Origin of the sequence: Pseudochrobactrum kiredjianiae, assembly GCF_030362795.1 — a bacterium.
GTDB classification, from domain to species: domain Bacteria; phylum Pseudomonadota; class Alphaproteobacteria; order Rhizobiales; family Rhizobiaceae; genus Pseudochrobactrum; species Pseudochrobactrum kiredjianiae.
Map to the genome: position 1 here is coordinate 236,719 of NZ_JAUCBM010000004.1, position 16,679 is coordinate 253,397.

Here is a 16,679-nt window from a genome sequence, read left to right on the forward strand (position 1 = left end):
ACAACCTTAAACAATGAATGACAAGCTCATCAGCGATGAAGCAAAACACGTTCTGCGTCGACCTTGATCAGGATTCAGGTCGCAGAAAACGACAGAACCGTAAAATATCCATGCATATACCTGTTTAACAAGGATAAATATGCATGGACTATATGCTTCTTTCTATACTGCTCTCCGCTGTTGTTGCGCTCAGCGGCTGCAACAATGAGCAGGCCAGCGCTCAAAAATCCGTCGCGACGGATGACATCAATCTTGTCAAAATCAGCGGTGATGCCAGCCTCATCCGTCTGACCACACAAGATAATGAAGAACGACAATCAATCATGTCCGCCAAACCGTCAGGCTGGCTCTCGGGGTGGTTCTATAATAACTGCAAAGCAAAGGGAGATATGGTTGTGTCTGGTCAGACATTACTGATCAACGCCCATAACAGCGACTGGTATGATCTGTCGGAATGCAGCACCTATCTGCAAATTAATCTGCCGCGCAATGTCAATGTCGAGATAAAGCAGCCTGCTTTCAAAGCTGACCTTCAAGGGCAATTCTCCGGTTTAGATATTGAAACCAGAGCAGCGGATATCGCCCTGACAGGCTCAGCCCAAACAGTCAAAATCCGTGGCGATGCTTTTCGCACAAAATTGCAATTTGATGATACTGCCCGACCAGAGCAGATTAATATCGCCGGACGTGCGCTCGATACCAGTTTGCATTTTCCGAAAGGTACGGCAATTAGTTACCGCATTAACGCCAAGGCTTCTATGTTCGACAGCAAGCTGCCGAACACACCGGATGCAAAACCAGAAATCCTGATATCAGGCGATGCTGTACGCACGGAAATCAGATAGTTTCATTCTATATAATTCTATAAAAACAATTGTTTGCAGAAATAACTTCAGTTTTAGATTCATAAATCCGGAAAGAAATGCGGGATATCATCCAGTCCAAAACCAAGCTTCTGCGTGATGAACCAAAACAAGCCGAAAATGATCGTGGCAACCACCGTTGTCCGTAAAAATGCCAGCCAGATCCGCGGGCGTGCCGGAGCGCTCGCGACTGTGCCGCGCACGATGTGATTTTCTTCTGCCTGTGTACGCAGACCGAAAGGCAGCATGGCAAACAGTGTTGTCCACCAGATAATGAAAAAGATCGCCATTCCGGATATAACCGACATATTCTTCCTCCCCGCAGAACCGCTCCGGTAAAAGCGGTATGCTGTATTATCTCCTTACCATAGAGCAGCAATTCCGTACCGACAAGTGCGTGTTCCCGTCCCTTTTGCAGGCTGCGATATTTAGCACAATGTGTAACAACGCATAAAAACATCAGCTTTCAATTTTAAACTATCTGCTTAACCTGATGACTCATTTGAATGATTTCGGGTTATAAACCAATGATACGCAAGATATTTTTATGCGGCATAACATTTATATTCATCATCATTAGCGTTTTCACATTAAATGCCCGTGCGGAAGATTCGAATACGCAGGAATTGGCCAAAAAACTGGCGAACCCCGTCTCCAGTCTGATTAGCGTACCAATTCAAAATACCTATATTTGTTGCAGCGGCACCAATAATGCCGGCCGCTTTACAACCAATATTCAGCCGGTCGTACCGTTTTCACTCAACAGTGACTGGAATTTGATTGTGCGCACGATTTTACCAATCATTCATCAGGATGCTTCGGCACCTGATATCGGAGCCAAGTTCGGATTAGGTGATACGGTGCAGAGCTTTTTTCTGTCACCTGTCAAAGAGCATGATGGCCTCATCTGGGGCGCAGGGCCAGCCTTTCTATGGCCAACAGCAACCAATGCCATGCTTGGCAGTCAAAAATGGGGTGCAGGCCCGACGGTGGTCGCGCTAAAACAAATGCATGGCTGGACATTTGGCGGACTTGCCAATCATATCTGGTCTTTTGCCGGTGAAAGCGACAGGCAAAATGTCAGTGCGACGATGGTTCAGCCTTTTCTCAGCTATACATTTCCCAACACTGTCGGCCTGTCTCTCAATAGTGAAATGACCTATGACTGGACAAACGCGCAGTGGACAATCCCCGTTGATGTGGGCATTTCCAAGGTTTTTACCTTTGCCAAACAGCATGTTAGTCTCGGTGTGACCGGCCAATATTATGCCCGCAAAGCGGATAATGGTCCCGACTGGGGTGCCCGCTTTACCGCAACTTTTTTGTTTCCGAAGTAAACCACAAAACAAAAACCGCCGGTTTGCGTCACACAAACCGGCGGTTTTAAATTTAACAAAGCAAGTATCAGGCTTCAGTAATACGTGTCACAAAAACCGTTGTGACCGGCTTTTTACCCCATACATCATTAGCTGCAGCGCGCACTGCGCGACGGGCGGCTTCGCGCACCAGATCAATGTCTTTGCGACGCGCACGCGGAATGCTGTCTACAGCACTAACGACAGCATCATAGAGAAGATCTTCAATCAGATTTTTTTGCGCATCTTCTTCCGGCACACCAAAAGCAACCACTTCCGGCTCATCGTAGATTTTATATTGATTATCGAGAAGAATGGAGACTGCCACATGGCCAACATAGGCAAGTTTGCGGCGCTCACTGATCCCCATTTCATCTTCATCACCGATCAGACGGCCATCTTTATAAATACGGCCATAGGGTGCTTCATCAATAATCTTTGCCGGTCCCGGTGCCAAACGCAATACGTCACCATTGCGAACCTGTGCAACATCCGGAATACCGGCCTGAACACCAAGCGTTCCCTGTGCCACCAGATGTGCGGCCTCACCATGCACCGGCACCAGAATTTGCGGGCGCACCCATGCATACATGCGCTTCAGCTCATTGCGACGCGGATGGCCGGAAACATGCACAAGCGCATCATCATCAGAGATGATCTTGATGCCTTGTTCAATCAGCTGGTTTTTGATTTCAATAATTGGTTTTTCATTACCCGGAATAGTACGCGATGAGAAAATCACTGTATCACCGGCAGTCAAAGCCAAGGAGCGCATTTCATCCCGTGCCAGTTTGGCAAGTGCTGCACGCGGCTCACCCTGACTACCGGTCAGCACCATCACCACATTTTCACGCGGGACATAGCCGTAATCATCTTCTGAGAGAAATTCCGGCAGGCCTTCCATATAGCCAAGTTCGGTTGCAACAGAAATACAGCGTTTCATCGAACGGCCGACCACCAGCACCTGACGACCGGCATCACGCGCAGCTTCCGCAATCGAGCGGATACGTCCGACATTGGAGGAGAATGTGGTGATCGCTACGCGGCCTTTGGCATTCTCAATCAGCTCGCGCAGGCTTTCCGACACCTGACGCTCGGACGGTGATTCACCTTCGCGCATCGCATTGGTGCTGTCGCAGACCAGTGCCAGCACGCCTTCATCACCAAGCTGTTCAAAACGGCTGGCATCCAGTACAGGGCCAAGCGACGGTTCCGGATCGATCTTCCAGTCACCTGTATGGATCACACGGCCGAGCGGCGTGGTAATCGCCAGCGATACCGGTTCGGGAATCGAATGGGTAACAGCAACCGCTTCGATCTTGAACGGGCCAACCTCAAAGCTTTCACCGGCGCGGAATACAGTTACCGGAATTTCCGGCGCATTATATTCAGCCTGACGCTTGGCTTCGAGCAAACCGGCTGTAAATGGCGTTGCATAGACCGGCAGGCGCAGACGCGGCCAGAGATCCAAAAGCGAACCATAATGATCTTCGTGAGCATGGGTAATAATAATCCCGCGGATATTATTACGTTCTGCTTCCAGATAGCGGATATCCGGCAGGATCAGGTCTGCCCCCGGCAATTCAGCACCTGCAAAACTCACACCCATATCGATAATGATCCATTCACGCGCATGTTCCGGCCCGTAGCCGTACATTGCGAGATTCATACCGATTTCGCCTACACCACCCAATGGCAGGAACACCAGTTCCTCTTTACCATTCAGTTGGCCTTTGTTTTGCAAATCATCCAAACGGGACTGGGGCATTCCCCCTCCTCAAAAACTATTTAATTCGGTACATCATCATTTGGCATTTTCCCTGCTCTTTTAAAGACAGAGCCGGATGCGCACAGTCGTGACAATGCAAATTCAACATATTAAAGCATTTCCAGCAAAAGTGGGTACCGGTTTTGCGTAGGATAATGCGTAAAACAAAGAATTAGAGTGGTTCCAACGATTCAGTCATAACTGGAAACACTCTAATTTCATGACCGCTAAAGTGATGGGAAGCAAGAATTGTTCTCTAAAATTCCCAACTTACAAAAGGAAAACTGAAGTTTTGCACTTCAACTTCCCATTTATAACAAAACCGGCCACGTCTGCCAGTTTATCGCGTTCACTTCAGCTTTACTCAAATGTAATCTCAGAAACCGTATTTCATAAAATAACATTGCGTTGTGCGATGCTTTAGCGTGTTTCAGCCCCAAAGAAAACCTCTCCCGCTGAGATCGTCTTTTTGCGCCCCTGCGGCAGCGACAAAACCAGATGGCCTTGGCTGTCAATGGAAGAAAACGTACCTTCCAGCATCTCACCGCCACTCTGCACCCGAATAATCTCACCCAGTCTTGCTGCATGACGCAGCCAATGGGTGCGGATTGTTTCCAGTCCCTGCCCGTCATTCCACAAGGCAAAGTTCACCGCAAAGCGTTCAGCCAGAGCTTCCAGAAGTTGCTCTGCACCTTGACTATAACCATTGGCCTTGAGGTTGCTCACCGCATAGGGCACACCTTCCGGGCTATGCAGGACATTCACACCAATCCCGATCACCAGAGCCTTGCGCTCGTCTTTCAGCAAGCTGGATTCAAGCAGAATACCCGATAGTTTCGCACCATCTGCCAGCACATCATTCGGCCATTTCAGCTGAAATCGTGTTGGTGTGTCCGGTAGCAATTGCTCAACCGCTTCAACCAGAGACAGTCCGGCAACGAAACTCAGTGTTGCCGCCAGTTCCAACGGATAATCGTGTACCAACAACAAAGTTGCGGCCAGATTGCCGGTCTGTGTTGACCATTCACGACCACGACGACCGCGCCCAGAGCGCTGATCTTTAGTCACATACCAGACCGAGCCCGCCTCACCTGTCTGCGCATTAGCCAAGGCTTCGGCATTGGTTGAGCCGATATGCTCAAATTCTTTTAACCGGTAACCGGCTGTAATCGTCTTTTCGCTCAATACAAAAGTCATAATCTATCCGTCCGGCAACTGCTGATACGTGCGGAAACAAAAACGCCCGGCACAAAACCGGGCGTTTATAACATGTCTTATTCAGATCTTATCAGAAAAATGCCTTCGAAGCATTTGTCGCCCAGATCATGATTGGCGAAGCAATCAATGCATAGAGCAGAACGAACGCTGCAGATACGCCCATTACCAGCTTCAACTCACCGGCAGGCGCTTCAAGACCAGCTGCAGGCTCATCGAACCACATGATCTTGATCATGCGCAGATAGTAGAAAGCACCGACAACAGAAGCCACGATACCGATAACCGCCAGCGGCACCAGACCAGCCTGAACAGCTGCAAGGAATGTGTACCACTTACCGAAGAAACCGGCCAGCGGAGGAATACCTGCAAGCGAGAACAAGAAGATGGTCATGATTGTTGCCATCACCGGATTGGTGCGCGACAGTCCTGCCAGATCATTGATTTCTTCAACAGTGCCGTTTTTGTTACGCATTGCCAGAATGAATGCGAATGTACCCAGTGTCATCACCAGATAGATCAGCATGTAAATAGCAACGCCACGCACTCCGTCTACAGTACCGGCAGCCAGACCAACCAGAGCATAACCAACATGGCTGATGGACGAATAGGCCATCAGACGTTTGATGTTTTTCTGACCGATCGCGGCAAAAGCACCGAGGATCATCGAGGCCAGAGCCACGAAGACGATGATCTGCTGCCAGTCGGCTTTCAGCGGCGCAAAGGCACCCATGGTCACGCGAACCAGCAAGGCAATCGCAGCCATTTTCGGAGCCGCAGCAAAGAATGCGGTTACAGGGGTTGGCGCACCTTCATAAACGTCCGGTGTCCACATATGGAACGGAACAGCGGAGATTTTGAATGCAAGACCGGCCATAATGAAGACCAGACCGAAGACCAGACCCAGCTGTCTTGTTGTCCCATCAGTGCCACCGGTTACAGCCGCAGCAATATCAGCAAAGTTGATTGTGCCTGTGTAACCATAGACCAGAGAAATACCATACAGCAGCATGCCCGAAGACAGAGCGCCGAGAACGAAGTATTTCAGACCGGCTTCTGTGGAACGAACGCTGTCGCGGTTGAAAGCGGCCAGCACATAGAGTGCCAGAGACGACATTTCGAGGCCGAGATAGAGTGCCAGCATATTGTTGGCAGATACCATCAACAACATACCAACAGTCGAAAGCACGACCAGAACCGGGAACTCAAACTTGTTGAATTTCTGGTCTTTGGCAAAACCAACCGACATGATGAGTGTGACAACCGAACCGATCAGGGTCAGCACTTTCATGAAACGGGTAAAGCTGTCGCTGATGAATGCAGTGCCGAAAGCAGCGCCGTCAGCAGGGAAAACCAGCACGAGAGCAAGCGCACCCAGCAACAATGCGACGGAAAGACCCGTCACAATGGTGCTGGCACGGTCGCCGGAATATGCGCCTACCATCAGCAGCACCAAGGCGCCAACTGAGAGCAGCACCTCCGGTGCAGCGAGAGTAAGGTGGGCAATCAGATCGGTGTACATCGCTCGATGCCTTCGTCTTAATTTGCAACCGGCATGGCAACATTTGCCACAGCCGCATTGTAGTTGGTGACCAGAGCGTCAACGGCACTCGCAGTCGCATCAAAGACCGGAACCGGATAGACACCGAAGAAGATCGTCAGAATGACGAGCGGATACAGGATCGCTTTTTCACGCGGTGAAAGATCCAGCAGTGCTTTCAGGCTTTCCTTATCAAGCGCACCGAATACGACGCGGCGATAGAGGTAGAGCGCATAGGCAGCCGACAGAATAACACCGGTTGTAGCAATCACAGCAATCCATGTATTGGCCTGGAATACACCAAACAGCGTCAGGAATTCACCGATAAAGCCGGAAGTCCCTGGCAGACCAACATTGGCCATGGTGAGGATCAGGAACACAACCGCATATTTCGGCATGTTATTGACCAGACCACCATAGGCCGAGATCTCTCTCGTGTGCATACGGTCATAAACCACGCCCACACCAAGGAACAGCGCGCCCGAAACGATACCGTGTGACAGCATCTGGAACAGTGCGCCCTGCACACCCTGTACGTTGGCAGCAAAGATACCCATGGTCACATAACCCATATGGGCAACGGACGAATAGGCGATCAGCTTTTTGATATCGGTCTGCACCAGAGCCACCAGAGAGGTGTAAACAATAGCGATAACCGAGAGCCAGAACACGAATGGTGCGAAATCAGCGGAAGCCAGCGGGAACATTGGCAGTGAGAAACGCAGGAAGCCATAGCCGCCGAGCTTCAGAAGAATACCCGCCAGAATAACCGAACCGGCTGTCGGCGCTTCAACGTGCGCATCAGGCAACCATGTATGCACCGGCCACATTGGCATCTTCACCGCGAATGAGGCGAAGAAGGCCAGCCACAACCATGTCTGCATTGATGCAGGGAAGTCGTAAGCCAAAAGGGTCGGAATATCCATTGTACCGGCAGTGAAATACATTGCCATCATAGCAATGAGCATCAGCACCGAACCCAGCAGCGTATAAAGGAAGAATTTCAGACTGGCGTAAACGCGGCGCTGACCACCCCATACACCGATGATAATGAACATCGGAATAAGGCTTGCTTCAAAGAACACGTAGAACAGGAACATATCCAGTGCGCAGAACACACCGATAACAAGCGCTTCGAGGATCAGAAACGCAACCATATATTCCTTGACGCGGAAGTCCACAGACTTCCAGCTCGCCAGAATACAGAACGGCATCAGGAATGCAGTCAGCACCACAAACAGCATGGAAATACCATCCACGCCCATGTGATAGCTGATGCCCTCACCGAACCATGCATGTTTCTCAACCATCTGGAAACCGGCATTTGAATTATCAAAGCCTGCCCAGATCACCAGAGACAATGCAAAAACAAAGATCGTGGTCAGAAACGCAACATTACGAATATTGCGGCGCGCTGCCTCGCTGTCGTCCTTGATCAAAAGGATCAAGAACGCACCTACGAGTGGCAGAAACGTGACCGTTGAGAGAATTGGCCAGTCGGTCATCAGAAAGAGCTCCCGATCATCATCCAGGTGACGAGCGCGGCGACACCGATAAGCATCGCGAATGCGTAGTGATAAAGGTAACCGCTCTGCAGTTTAACAACGCGGTTGGTAATGCCGACCACACGAGCCGCCACACCATTTGGCCCCATACCGTCGATGATCTTAGTATCACCAGTCTTCCAGAGGAAGCGGCCAAGAGCCATGCTCGGACGAACAAACAGGAAGTTATACAGTTCGTCGAAATACCATTTGTTGAGCAGGAACTGGTACAGACCAGGATGACGGGCAGCAATTGCCTTCGGCGTTTCCGGCGAGCGGATATAGAAAGCCCAAGCAAAGATAAAACCCAGAACCATTGCAATGAACGGTGAGAATTTAACCCATGTCGGTACGCCGTGGAACTCATGCAGAATGTGGTTATCCGCACCGGTAAACAGAGCGCCCTTCCAGAAGGCATCGTAATGATCGCCGAAGAAGTAACCAACGAAGAAGAAGCCTGCAAAAAGTGCACCGATAGCCAGCAAGAACAATGGCACCAGCATCACCGGAGGTGAATCATGGACGTGATGCATAACTTCAGCGGTTGCGCGTGGCTTACCGTGGAAAGTCATGAAAATCAGACGCCATGAGTAGAAGGATGTGAATGCAGCAGCAATCACCAGCAGAGTGAAGGCAAAGCCCGACGCAGCACTATGCGAAGCAAAAGCAGATTCAATAATCGCATCTTTGGAGAAGAAGCCGGCAGTACCGATAACAGTGCCCGGAATACCAAGGCCTGTCAGCGCCACAGTACCGATAATCATCATCCAGTAAGTGGTCGGGATCAGCTTACGCAGACCACCCATACGACGCATATCCTGCTCGTCTGATACCGCATGGATCACCGAACCGGCGCCCAAGAACAGCAGAGCTTTAAAGAATGCGTGTGTGAACAGGTGGAATACGGCAGCGCCGTAAGCGCCAACGCCGAGAGCCACGAACATATAACCGAGCTGCGAACAGGTCGAATAAGCAATCACGCGCTTGATATCGTTCTGTACCAGACCAACAGTCGCAGCAAAGAATGCAGTGATCGCACCGATAATGGTCACAACCAGAAGAGCTGTTTCAGACTGTTCAAAGATCGGCGACATGCGCGCAACCATGAACACACCTGCGGTCACCATTGTCGCCGCGTGAATCAGAGCCGACACAGGTGTCGGGCCTTCCATCGCATCCGGCAGCCATGTGTGCAGCAGGAATTGAGCCGATTTACCCATCGCGCCCATGAAGAGCAGCAATGCAACAACAGTCAGAGCACCTTGTTTGTCGAGCTCAAAGCCGAGGAAGCTGAGAACGACCTGTGATGCATTTTCACCGGCAGCATAATTCTGAGCTGACGAGAAGATCGTGGTGTAATCCACGGCGCCAAACAGAACGAAGATACCGAAAATACCAAGCAGGAAGCCGAAGTCACCAACGCGGTTGACCACGAAAGCTTTCATCGCAGCCGCATTAGCCGATGGTTTCTTATACCAAAAGCCGATCAGCAGGTAGGATGCAAGACCCACGCCTTCCCAGCCGAAGAACATCTGAACCAGATTGTCAGAAGTTACCAGCATCAACATCGCAAAAGTAAACAGCGACAGATAGGCAAAGAAACGCGGACGATGCGGATCGTGATGCATATAGCCGATCGAGTAGATATGCACGAGCGCCGACACACTGTTGATAACAACAAGCATGATCGCGGTCAGTGTATCCACACGGATAGCCCAGTCAAAAGACAGGGTACCGGAGGTCAGCCAATGCAAAACCGGTACACGCACAGGCTCGGAAGAACCCAGCGCAATCGTAAAGAACGCAACCCATGACAGAGCAGCTGCAATGACGAGGAAGCTGGAGGTGATATATTCGCTGGCTTTGGCTCCGATCTTATTGCCGAAGAGTCCGGCAATAAGAAAGCCCAGCAGCGGAAGGAAGACGATCGCGTAGTAGAGCATCTGCCCGTCAACCTTTCATGACATTGACATCTTCCACCGCGATAGAACCACGGTTACGGAAGAACACGACAAGAATAGCAAGACCGATTGCCGCTTCAGCAGCAGCAACAGTCAGGACGAAGAGTGCGAAAACCTGCCCGACCAGATCGCCGAGCGTTGCGGAAAACGCAATAAAGTTAAGATTGACCGAGAGAAGAATAAGCTCGACCGACATCAAAATGACGATCACATTCTTACGGTTGAGGAAAACCCCGAAAACGCCAAGCGTAAACAGGATCGCCGACACGGTCAGATAATGTTCGATACCGACTACCATCATGAGGCTCCTGTTAAATACCCTTGCCTGTTTCTACTTTTTTGATCTCGATCGCGGTTTCCGGTGTACGGGCAACCTGCGCAGAAATCGACTGACGTTTGACGCCTTCTTTATGACGCAGGGTCAGCACAATCGCACCGATCATCGCCACCAGCAGGATCAGACCGGCAACCTGGAAATAGAAAACAAAATCCGTATAAAGAATGTCACCAATAGCCGCCGTGTTATGACGTATGGCTGGATCAGGGATCGGATATGCTGCATTGGTCGCGATTTTTGGCGAGAAGATCGAGGTGGAAAACACCAAAATCAATTCTGCCAGCAGAACCACACCGACCAAAGCACCAATCGGCGCATGTTTGAGTGCGCCCTGCTTGAGTTCAGCAAAATCCACATCCAGCATCATGACGACGAAGAGGAAGAGAACCGCCACAGCACCGACATAAACAACCACCAGGATCATTGCCAGGAATTCAGCACCCGTCAGCAGAAACAAAGCCGCTGCGTTGAAGAAAGCCAAAATCAAAAACAAAACCGAGTGAACGGGATTGCGCGCGGTGATAACCATCAGCGCACTCGCAATCATGATGAAGGCGAATAAATAGAAAAACGCCGCCGCTATACCTGTCAGCATGGGGTTCCCCAATATCCTTTAACTTGGCAAGGCAACTTGCCTGTCCTACCACCTCACATCCTACAGCCAAGGCCGCGATATGAGGCAAAACTTCAAGCACAACAGCCATGAGCAGTAAAAAGCTCCGGCTATTGCACCAACTTAAATATTAGCCCTGCCCTCTTTGGGCAGAGGAAGTCACCTTACGATCAGGTGGGCTACGCCCACGTTAGCGATAAGGTGCATCCATTGCGATGTTGCGCGCAAGTTCGCGTTCCCAACGGTCACCATTCGCGAGCAGCTTTTCTTTATCATAGTAGAGCTCTTCGCGAGTTTCCGTGGCGAATTCGAAATTCGGCCCTTCAACAATAGCATCAACCGGACAAGCTTCCTGACAGAAACCGCAATAAATGCATTTGACCATATCAATGTCATAACGCACGGTGCGGCGGGTTCCGTCATTGCGGCGCGGACCAGCTTCAATTGTAATTGCCTGTGCCGGACAGATCGCTTCGCAAAGCTTACAGGCGATGCAGCGTTCTTCACCATTCGGATAGCGGCGCAGAGCATGTTCACCGCGGAAGCGCGGTGAAACAGGACCTTTTTCATGCGGGTAGTTCAATGTTGCCTTAGGCGCAAAGAACTGACGCATGGAGAGAAAGAATGCTCCGACGAATTCTTTCAGAAGCAGTGATTTAGCGGCTTGAGCGATAGAAGCCATGTGATGTCTCCTTAACCTACGAGGCCGGTAAATTTGAGGAATGCAGCGGTCGCCACAACCATGAACAATGAGATCGGCAGGAATACTTTCCAACCCAGACGCATCAGCTGGTCATAACGGTAGCGTGGTACAAATGCCTTCACCATCGCGAACATGAAGAAGCACATGCAGAGCTTCAGCATAAACCAGATGATGCCCGGCACCCATGCGAGGAACCATACATCCACGATTGGCAGCCAGCCGCCAAGGAACAGCACGGTCATCAGGGCGCACATCAGAGTGATGGCAACATATTCACCGAGGAAGAACAGCAGGAACGGTGTCGACGAGTATTCGATCATGTGACCGGCAACAAGTTCTGACTCCGCTTCAACCAGATCGAACGGCGGACGGTTGGTTTCAGCCAGTGCCGAGATGAAGAAGATCACGAACATCGGGAACAGCACGAGCCAGTTCCAGTCGAGGAACGAGTTCGGCAGACCAAGCATTGTACCAAGACCGGTTGACTGCGACAGCACGATATCGGTGAGGTTCAGCGAACCGGCAACCAACAGAACAGTCACGATCACCAGACCGATAGACACTTCATAAGAAACCATCTGTGCTGCGGAGCGCAATGCACCGAGGAACGGATATTTCGAGTTTGAAGCCCAGCCACCCATAATCACGCCGTAAACTTCCAGAGAAGAGATAGCGAGAATATAAAGAATGCCGACATTGATATTGGCGATTGCCCAGCCTTCACTGACCGGAATAACCGCCCATGTGGCCATTGCCAGCAGTGCCGAAATAAACGGCGCCAGCAGGAACACTGCCTTGTTTGCACCCGATGGGATGATCGGCTCTTTAAATACGAATTTCAAAAGATCCGCAAAAGCCTGAAACAGTCCCCAAGGGCCGACAACGTTTGGTCCCCGACGCAACTGTACCGCAGCCCAGATCTTACGATCCGCATAAAGCAGATAGGCTACAACAATCAGCAATACGACGAGCAGAACGACCGACTTCAGCGCTATAATCAGCGCTGGTAAGACGTAAGCTGCAAAAATACCGTCCATTTTCCCGTCTCTCTCTTACAGCACTGCGTGGATTTGAAACCGCGCAAGGGCAAGCTGTAAACCTTATTTTATCAGAGCATTTCCAAATTAATGAAAATGTGAAAATGCTCTGTTTTTTGTTGACGCAATTTCGGACGGAAAACCGGTTCCCACTTTTCCTGAAATTGCTTTGCAATATCAGCTCCTTAAACCCGAAAGCTTAAGGAGCTGTATGCATCAATGCTTATTCGGCTGCCTGCTGGAAGCCGCCCTTTGCCAGCGCGGAACATTCAGCCATAACAGCTGATGCACGGGCAATCGGGTTTGTCAGATAAAAATCTGTGACCGGCGAAACAAACGTAACGCCTTTTACCGGTGCTGCTTTTGCGCCGAGAGCGGTAAGGTCTGCAACCTGTCCTGCTGCCACTGCGTCAATCTGCGCCATATGCGGATAGTCTGCATAAAGTGCCGAGCGCAGCTGTGTCAGATTATCAAATGGCAGTTTCGCACCCAGTACATCAGACAATGCACGCAGGATCGCCCAGTCTTCCTTGGCTTCACCCGGAGCAAAACCGGCACGGTTTGCCAGCTGAACGCGGCCTTCCGTATTCACATAAGTACCGGATTTTTCTGTATAGGTAGAACCTGGCAGGATCACATCAGCAGCGTGAGCACCGGCATCACCGTGGGTGCCGATATAAACCACGAAGCTTGAACCTTTGTTCGACAGATCAAGTTCATCTGCACCGGCAAGGAACAGCACATCCATCTGGCCGACCATGTCGAGCGCCTTAACGCCGCCCTCACCCGGCACAAAGCCGAGATCCAGTGCGCCAACGCGTGCAGCAGCGGTGTGCAGAACTGCAAAGCCGTTCCACTCTTCGCTCAACGCGCCAACAGCATTTGCCAGCTGCGCGGCCTGAGCCAGTACAGCTTCACCGGTTTCACCGATAAGCGCACCCTGACCGATCAGGATCAGCGGACGTTTTGCATTCTTCAATGTATCGAAGAATTTGTCTTTGCCGCTTGCTAGCTGAGCCAGCGTATCAGAACCGGCGCCGAGATAGTTGTAAGCATAACGCAGGTCTGTCTGTTCACCGATCAGACCAATCTGCAAACCACCCTGACGCTGACGCTTCAGAATGCGTGCATTCAAGACAGAAGCTTCAAAACGCGGGTTGGAACCGATGATCAGGATCGCATCAGCCTGTTCAATACCTTCAATCGTCGGATTGAAGATGTAAGAAGCGCGGCCGAATTTAGGATCGAGCGCAACACCATCCTGACGGGCGTCAATATTGACGGAACCGAGTTTGGTCATCAGGCTCTTCAGTGCGTAGAGTTCTTCCACATTGGCCAGATCACCGGCAATCGCACCGATCTTGGCAGAGGAAGTCTTGGCAACCGCAGCTTTAACCGCAGCAAATGCTTCAGACCAGCTTGCAGCCTGCAGACGGCCATTAACACGAACATACGGGCGATCCAGACGCTGTGTGCGCAGACCATCCCAGATGAAACGGGTCTTGTCGGAAATCCACTCTTCGTTCACCTGTTCGTTCAGACGCGGCATAATACGCATCACTTCACGACCACGGGTATCAACGCGGATGTTTGAGCCGAGAGCATCCATCACGTCGATAGATTCAGTCTTGTTCAACTCCCAAGGACGTGCCTGAAACTCGTAAGGCTTGGATGTCAGCGCGCCAACCGGGCACAGATCAATCACATTGCCCTGCAGCTCAGAGGTCATTGCGCGTTCGAGATAGGTGGTGATTTCAGCATCTTCACCGCGACCTGTGAGGCCGAGTTCAGAAATACCGGCAACTTCCGTGGTGAAACGAACGCAGCGCGTGCAGTGAATGCAGCGTGTCATGATCGTTTTGACAAGAGGGCCGATATATTTATTTTCAACAGCACGTTTGTTTTCGCGGTAACGCGAACCATCTGTACCGAAAGCCATTGCCTGATCCTGAAGATCGCACTCACCGGCCTGATCGCAAATCGGGCAATCCAGCGGGTGGTTGATCAGCAGGAATTCCATCACACCTTCACGGGCCTTTTTGACCATAGGTGTGTTGGTGAAGATTTCAGGTGTTTCGCCATTCGGACCCGGACGCAGATCGCGCACGCCCATGGCGCAGCTTGCTGCCGGTTTTGGCGGTCCGCCTTTAACTTCAACCAGGCACATGCGGCAGTTGCCAGCAATAGAGAGGCGTTCGTGGAAACAGAAACGCGGCACGGTAGCGCCAGCCTCTTCGGCTGCCTGAAGAAGCGTGTAGTGATCGGGTACTTCGATCTCGTTACCGTCAACTTTGATCTTTGCCATCGCTTGTCCAAACCTGCGGCATCTGCCGCATTCTTTTAAACCCGCGGCATTTGCCGCATCATACTAAATCCGCGGCCAAGCCGCATAATTATTCAGCGGGCAGACCGTCTCCGGCCTGCCCTGAAGCTTATTCCGCAGCCTCGAGCCGGATATTACGGCTCTGAACAGCATTGCGGGTATAATCATCAATACGCTTTTCGATTTCCGGACGGAAATTGCGGATCAGACCCTGAATTGGCCATGCAGCCGCATCACCCAGCGCACAAATAGTGTGGCCTTCGATCTGCTTAGTCACGTCGAACAGCATGTCGATTTCGCGCTTTTGCGCATTACCGGTAACCATGCGTTCCATCACGCGCCACATCCAGCCTGTGCCTTCACGGCAAGGCGTGCACTGGCCGCAGCTTTCATGCTTGAAGAAGGCTGACAGCCGGGCAATCGCTTTGATGATATCCGTTGACTTATCCATGACGATAAGACCACCGGTACCGAAAGACGATTTAACATCGCGCATACCGTCGAAGTCCATGATGGCATCCATCATGTTTTCAGCGGTCACCACAGGACAGGATGCACCACCTGGAATAACCGCAAGCAGATTGTCCCAACCGCCGCGGATACCGCCGGCATGTTTTTCAATCAGTTCGCGGAACGGAATACCGAGCGCTTCTTCCACTGTACATGGTGTGTTTACATGACCGGAAATCTGGAACAGCTTGGTGCCGACATTGTTCGGGCGGCCAATAGCCGAGAACCATGCACCGCCGCGACGCAGAATGGTCGGAGCAACTGCAATCGATTCCACGTTGTTCACTGTGGTCGGGCAGCCATAAAGACCCATATTCGCAGGGAATGGGGGTTTAAGACGCGGCTGACCTTTTTTGCCTTCAAGGCTTTCGAGCAGCGCAGTTTCTTCACCGCAGATATAAGCACCGGCACCATGGGAGACGTAAACATCCATATCCCAGCCGCACTTATTATTCTTGCCCAAAAGACCGGCTTCGTAGCATTCATCAATTGCAGCCTGCAATGCTTCACGCTCACGCATGAATTCGCCACGGATATAGATATAGGCAGCATGAGCGCCCATAGCACAACCGGCAAGAACACAGCCTTCGATCAGCGTGTGCGGATCGTGACGCATAATATCACGGTCTTTACAGGTACCAGGCTCGGATTCATCAGCATTAACAACTAGATAATGCGGACGACCGTCGCTTTCCTTCGGCATGAAAGACCATTTCATACCGGTCGGGAAGCCCGCGCCGCCACGGCCGCGAAGACCAGAGGCCTTCATCTCGTTGATGATCCAGTCACGGCCTTTTTCAACCAGACCACGGGTATTATCCCAGTGACCACGGGACATAGCGCCTTTCAGCGACTTGTCTTTCAGGCCATAAATATTTGTAAAGATACGATCTTTATCAGCCAGCATCAA

14 protein-coding genes are annotated in these 16,679 nt (G+C 51.1%); 2 read left to right on the plus strand and 12 right to left on the minus strand.

Annotated features, from left to right (window positions below; genetic code table 11):
* Positions 1–143: 143 nt before the first annotated feature.
* Positions 144–845, plus strand: coding sequence for a hypothetical protein (locus tag QUF18_RS10505; RefSeq protein WP_289387015.1), 702 nt, complete (start codon positions 144–146; stop codon positions 843–845).
* Between the two features lie 59 nt (positions 846–904).
* Here QUF18_RS10505 and QUF18_RS10510 read toward each other — a convergent pair whose 3' ends face one another.
* A complete protein-coding gene (locus QUF18_RS10510; RefSeq protein ID WP_289387016.1) occupies positions 905–1,171 on the minus strand; it encodes a DUF1467 family protein in 267 nt (88 codons plus the stop codon).
* 318 nt (positions 1,172–1,489) lie between these two features.
* On the opposite strand from QUF18_RS10510, the gene QUF18_RS10515 reads away from it, so the two are divergent.
* Positions 1,490–2,200 (plus strand): hypothetical protein, encoded by a 711-nt coding sequence (locus QUF18_RS10515; RefSeq protein ID WP_289387017.1) that lies wholly within the window; start codon positions 1,490–1,492, stop codon positions 2,198–2,200.
* Between the two features lie 67 nt (positions 2,201–2,267).
* On the opposite strand, the gene QUF18_RS10520 is transcribed toward QUF18_RS10515, so the two are convergent.
* The 11 genes from QUF18_RS10520 to nuoF form a co-directional block, all read right to left on the minus strand.
* Positions 2,268–3,986 carry a ribonuclease J gene (locus QUF18_RS10520; protein ID WP_374806836.1) on the minus strand — a complete coding sequence of 573 codons (1,719 nt, stop codon included), beginning with the start codon at positions 3,984–3,986 and terminating at the stop codon, positions 2,268–2,270.
* Positions 3,987–4,406: 420 nt separating this feature from the next.
* Complete coding sequence (locus tag QUF18_RS10525) at positions 4,407–5,183, minus strand: biotin--[acetyl-CoA-carboxylase] ligase (protein ID WP_289387018.1); 777 nt, start codon at positions 5,181–5,183, stop codon at positions 4,407–4,409.
* A gap of 91 nt (positions 5,184–5,274) precedes the next feature.
* Positions 5,275–6,723, minus strand: coding sequence for an NADH-quinone oxidoreductase subunit NuoN (nuoN, locus tag QUF18_RS10530; protein WP_289387019.1), 1,449 nt, complete (start codon positions 6,721–6,723; stop codon positions 5,275–5,277).
* A gap of 17 nt (positions 6,724–6,740) precedes the next feature.
* Positions 6,741–8,246 (minus strand): NADH-quinone oxidoreductase subunit M, encoded by a 1,506-nt coding sequence (locus QUF18_RS10535; protein WP_289387020.1) that lies wholly within the window; start codon positions 8,244–8,246, stop codon positions 6,741–6,743.
* Entirely contained in the window at positions 8,246–10,228 is a 1,983-nt protein-coding gene (gene nuoL, locus QUF18_RS10540) for an NADH-quinone oxidoreductase subunit L (protein WP_289387021.1), read from the minus strand. Before nuoL ends, QUF18_RS10535 begins: the two co-directional genes overlap by 1 nt.
* 7 nt (positions 10,229–10,235) lie before the next feature.
* The gene (nuoK, locus tag QUF18_RS10545; RefSeq protein WP_022711734.1) at positions 10,236–10,544 is read right to left on the minus strand and encodes an NADH-quinone oxidoreductase subunit NuoK; all 309 of its coding nucleotides are present in this window, start codon (positions 10,542–10,544) and stop codon (positions 10,236–10,238) included.
* Between the two features lie 13 nt (positions 10,545–10,557).
* On the minus strand, positions 10,558–11,178 hold the full coding sequence (locus QUF18_RS10550; RefSeq protein ID WP_289387022.1) for an NADH-quinone oxidoreductase subunit J: 621 nt from the start codon (positions 11,176–11,178) through the stop codon (positions 10,558–10,560).
* Between the two features lie 208 nt (positions 11,179–11,386).
* The gene (gene nuoI / locus QUF18_RS10555) at positions 11,387–11,878 is read right to left on the minus strand and encodes an NADH-quinone oxidoreductase subunit NuoI (protein WP_113942865.1); all 492 of its coding nucleotides are present in this window, start codon (positions 11,876–11,878) and stop codon (positions 11,387–11,389) included.
* Between the two features lie 11 nt (positions 11,879–11,889).
* A complete protein-coding gene (nuoH, locus tag QUF18_RS10560) occupies positions 11,890–12,936 on the minus strand; it encodes an NADH-quinone oxidoreductase subunit NuoH (protein WP_289387023.1) in 1,047 nt (348 codons plus the stop codon).
* 223 nt (positions 12,937–13,159) lie between these two features.
* Positions 13,160–15,241, minus strand: a complete 2,082-nt coding sequence (gene nuoG, locus QUF18_RS10565) for an NADH-quinone oxidoreductase subunit NuoG (protein WP_289387024.1) — start codon at positions 15,239–15,241, stop codon at positions 13,160–13,162.
* 127 nt (positions 15,242–15,368) lie between these two features.
* The gene (gene nuoF, locus QUF18_RS10570) at positions 15,369–16,676 is read right to left on the minus strand and encodes an NADH-quinone oxidoreductase subunit NuoF (protein WP_113942862.1); all 1,308 of its coding nucleotides are present in this window, start codon (positions 16,674–16,676) and stop codon (positions 15,369–15,371) included.
* Between the last annotated feature and the right edge of the window lie 3 nt (positions 16,677–16,679).

Excerpts from the sequence above, each read along its gene's own strand:
- QUF18_RS10505 (WP_289387015.1), top strand. The coding sequence starts at position 144 with ATGGACTATATGCTTCTTTCTATACTGCTCTCCGCTGTTGTTGCGCTC.
- QUF18_RS10510 (WP_289387016.1), bottom strand. The coding sequence starts at position 1,171 with ATGTCGGTTATATCCGGAATGGCGATCTTTTTCATTATCTGGTGGACA.
- QUF18_RS10520 (WP_374806836.1), bottom strand. The coding sequence starts at position 3,986 with ATGCCCCAGTCCCGTTTGGATGATTTGCAAAACAAAGGCCAACTGAAT.
- QUF18_RS10525 (WP_289387018.1), bottom strand. The coding sequence starts at position 5,183 with ATGACTTTTGTATTGAGCGAAAAGACGATTACAGCCGGTTACCGGTTA.
- nuoN (WP_289387019.1), bottom strand. The coding sequence starts at position 6,723 with ATGTACACCGATCTGATTGCCCACCTTACTCTCGCTGCACCGGAGGTG.
- QUF18_RS10535 (WP_289387020.1), bottom strand. The coding sequence starts at position 8,246 with ATGACCGACTGGCCAATTCTCTCAACGGTCACGTTTCTGCCACTCGTA.
- nuoL (WP_289387021.1), bottom strand. The coding sequence starts at position 10,228 with ATGCTCTACTACGCGATCGTCTTCCTTCCGCTGCTGGGCTTTCTTATT.
- nuoK (WP_022711734.1), bottom strand. The coding sequence starts at position 10,544 with ATGGTAGTCGGTATCGAACATTATCTGACCGTGTCGGCGATCCTGTTT.
- QUF18_RS10550 (WP_289387022.1), bottom strand. The coding sequence starts at position 11,178 with ATGCTGACAGGTATAGCGGCGGCGTTTTTCTATTTATTCGCCTTCATC.
- nuoI (WP_113942865.1), bottom strand. The coding sequence starts at position 11,878 with ATGGCTTCTATCGCTCAAGCCGCTAAATCACTGCTTCTGAAAGAATTC.
- nuoH (WP_289387023.1), bottom strand. The coding sequence starts at position 12,936 with ATGGACGGTATTTTTGCAGCTTACGTCTTACCAGCGCTGATTATAGCG.
- nuoG (WP_289387024.1), bottom strand. The coding sequence starts at position 15,241 with ATGGCAAAGATCAAAGTTGACGGTAACGAGATCGAAGTACCCGATCAC.
- nuoF (WP_113942862.1), bottom strand. The coding sequence starts at position 16,676 with ATGCTGGCTGATAAAGATCGTATCTTTACAAATATTTATGGCCTGAAA.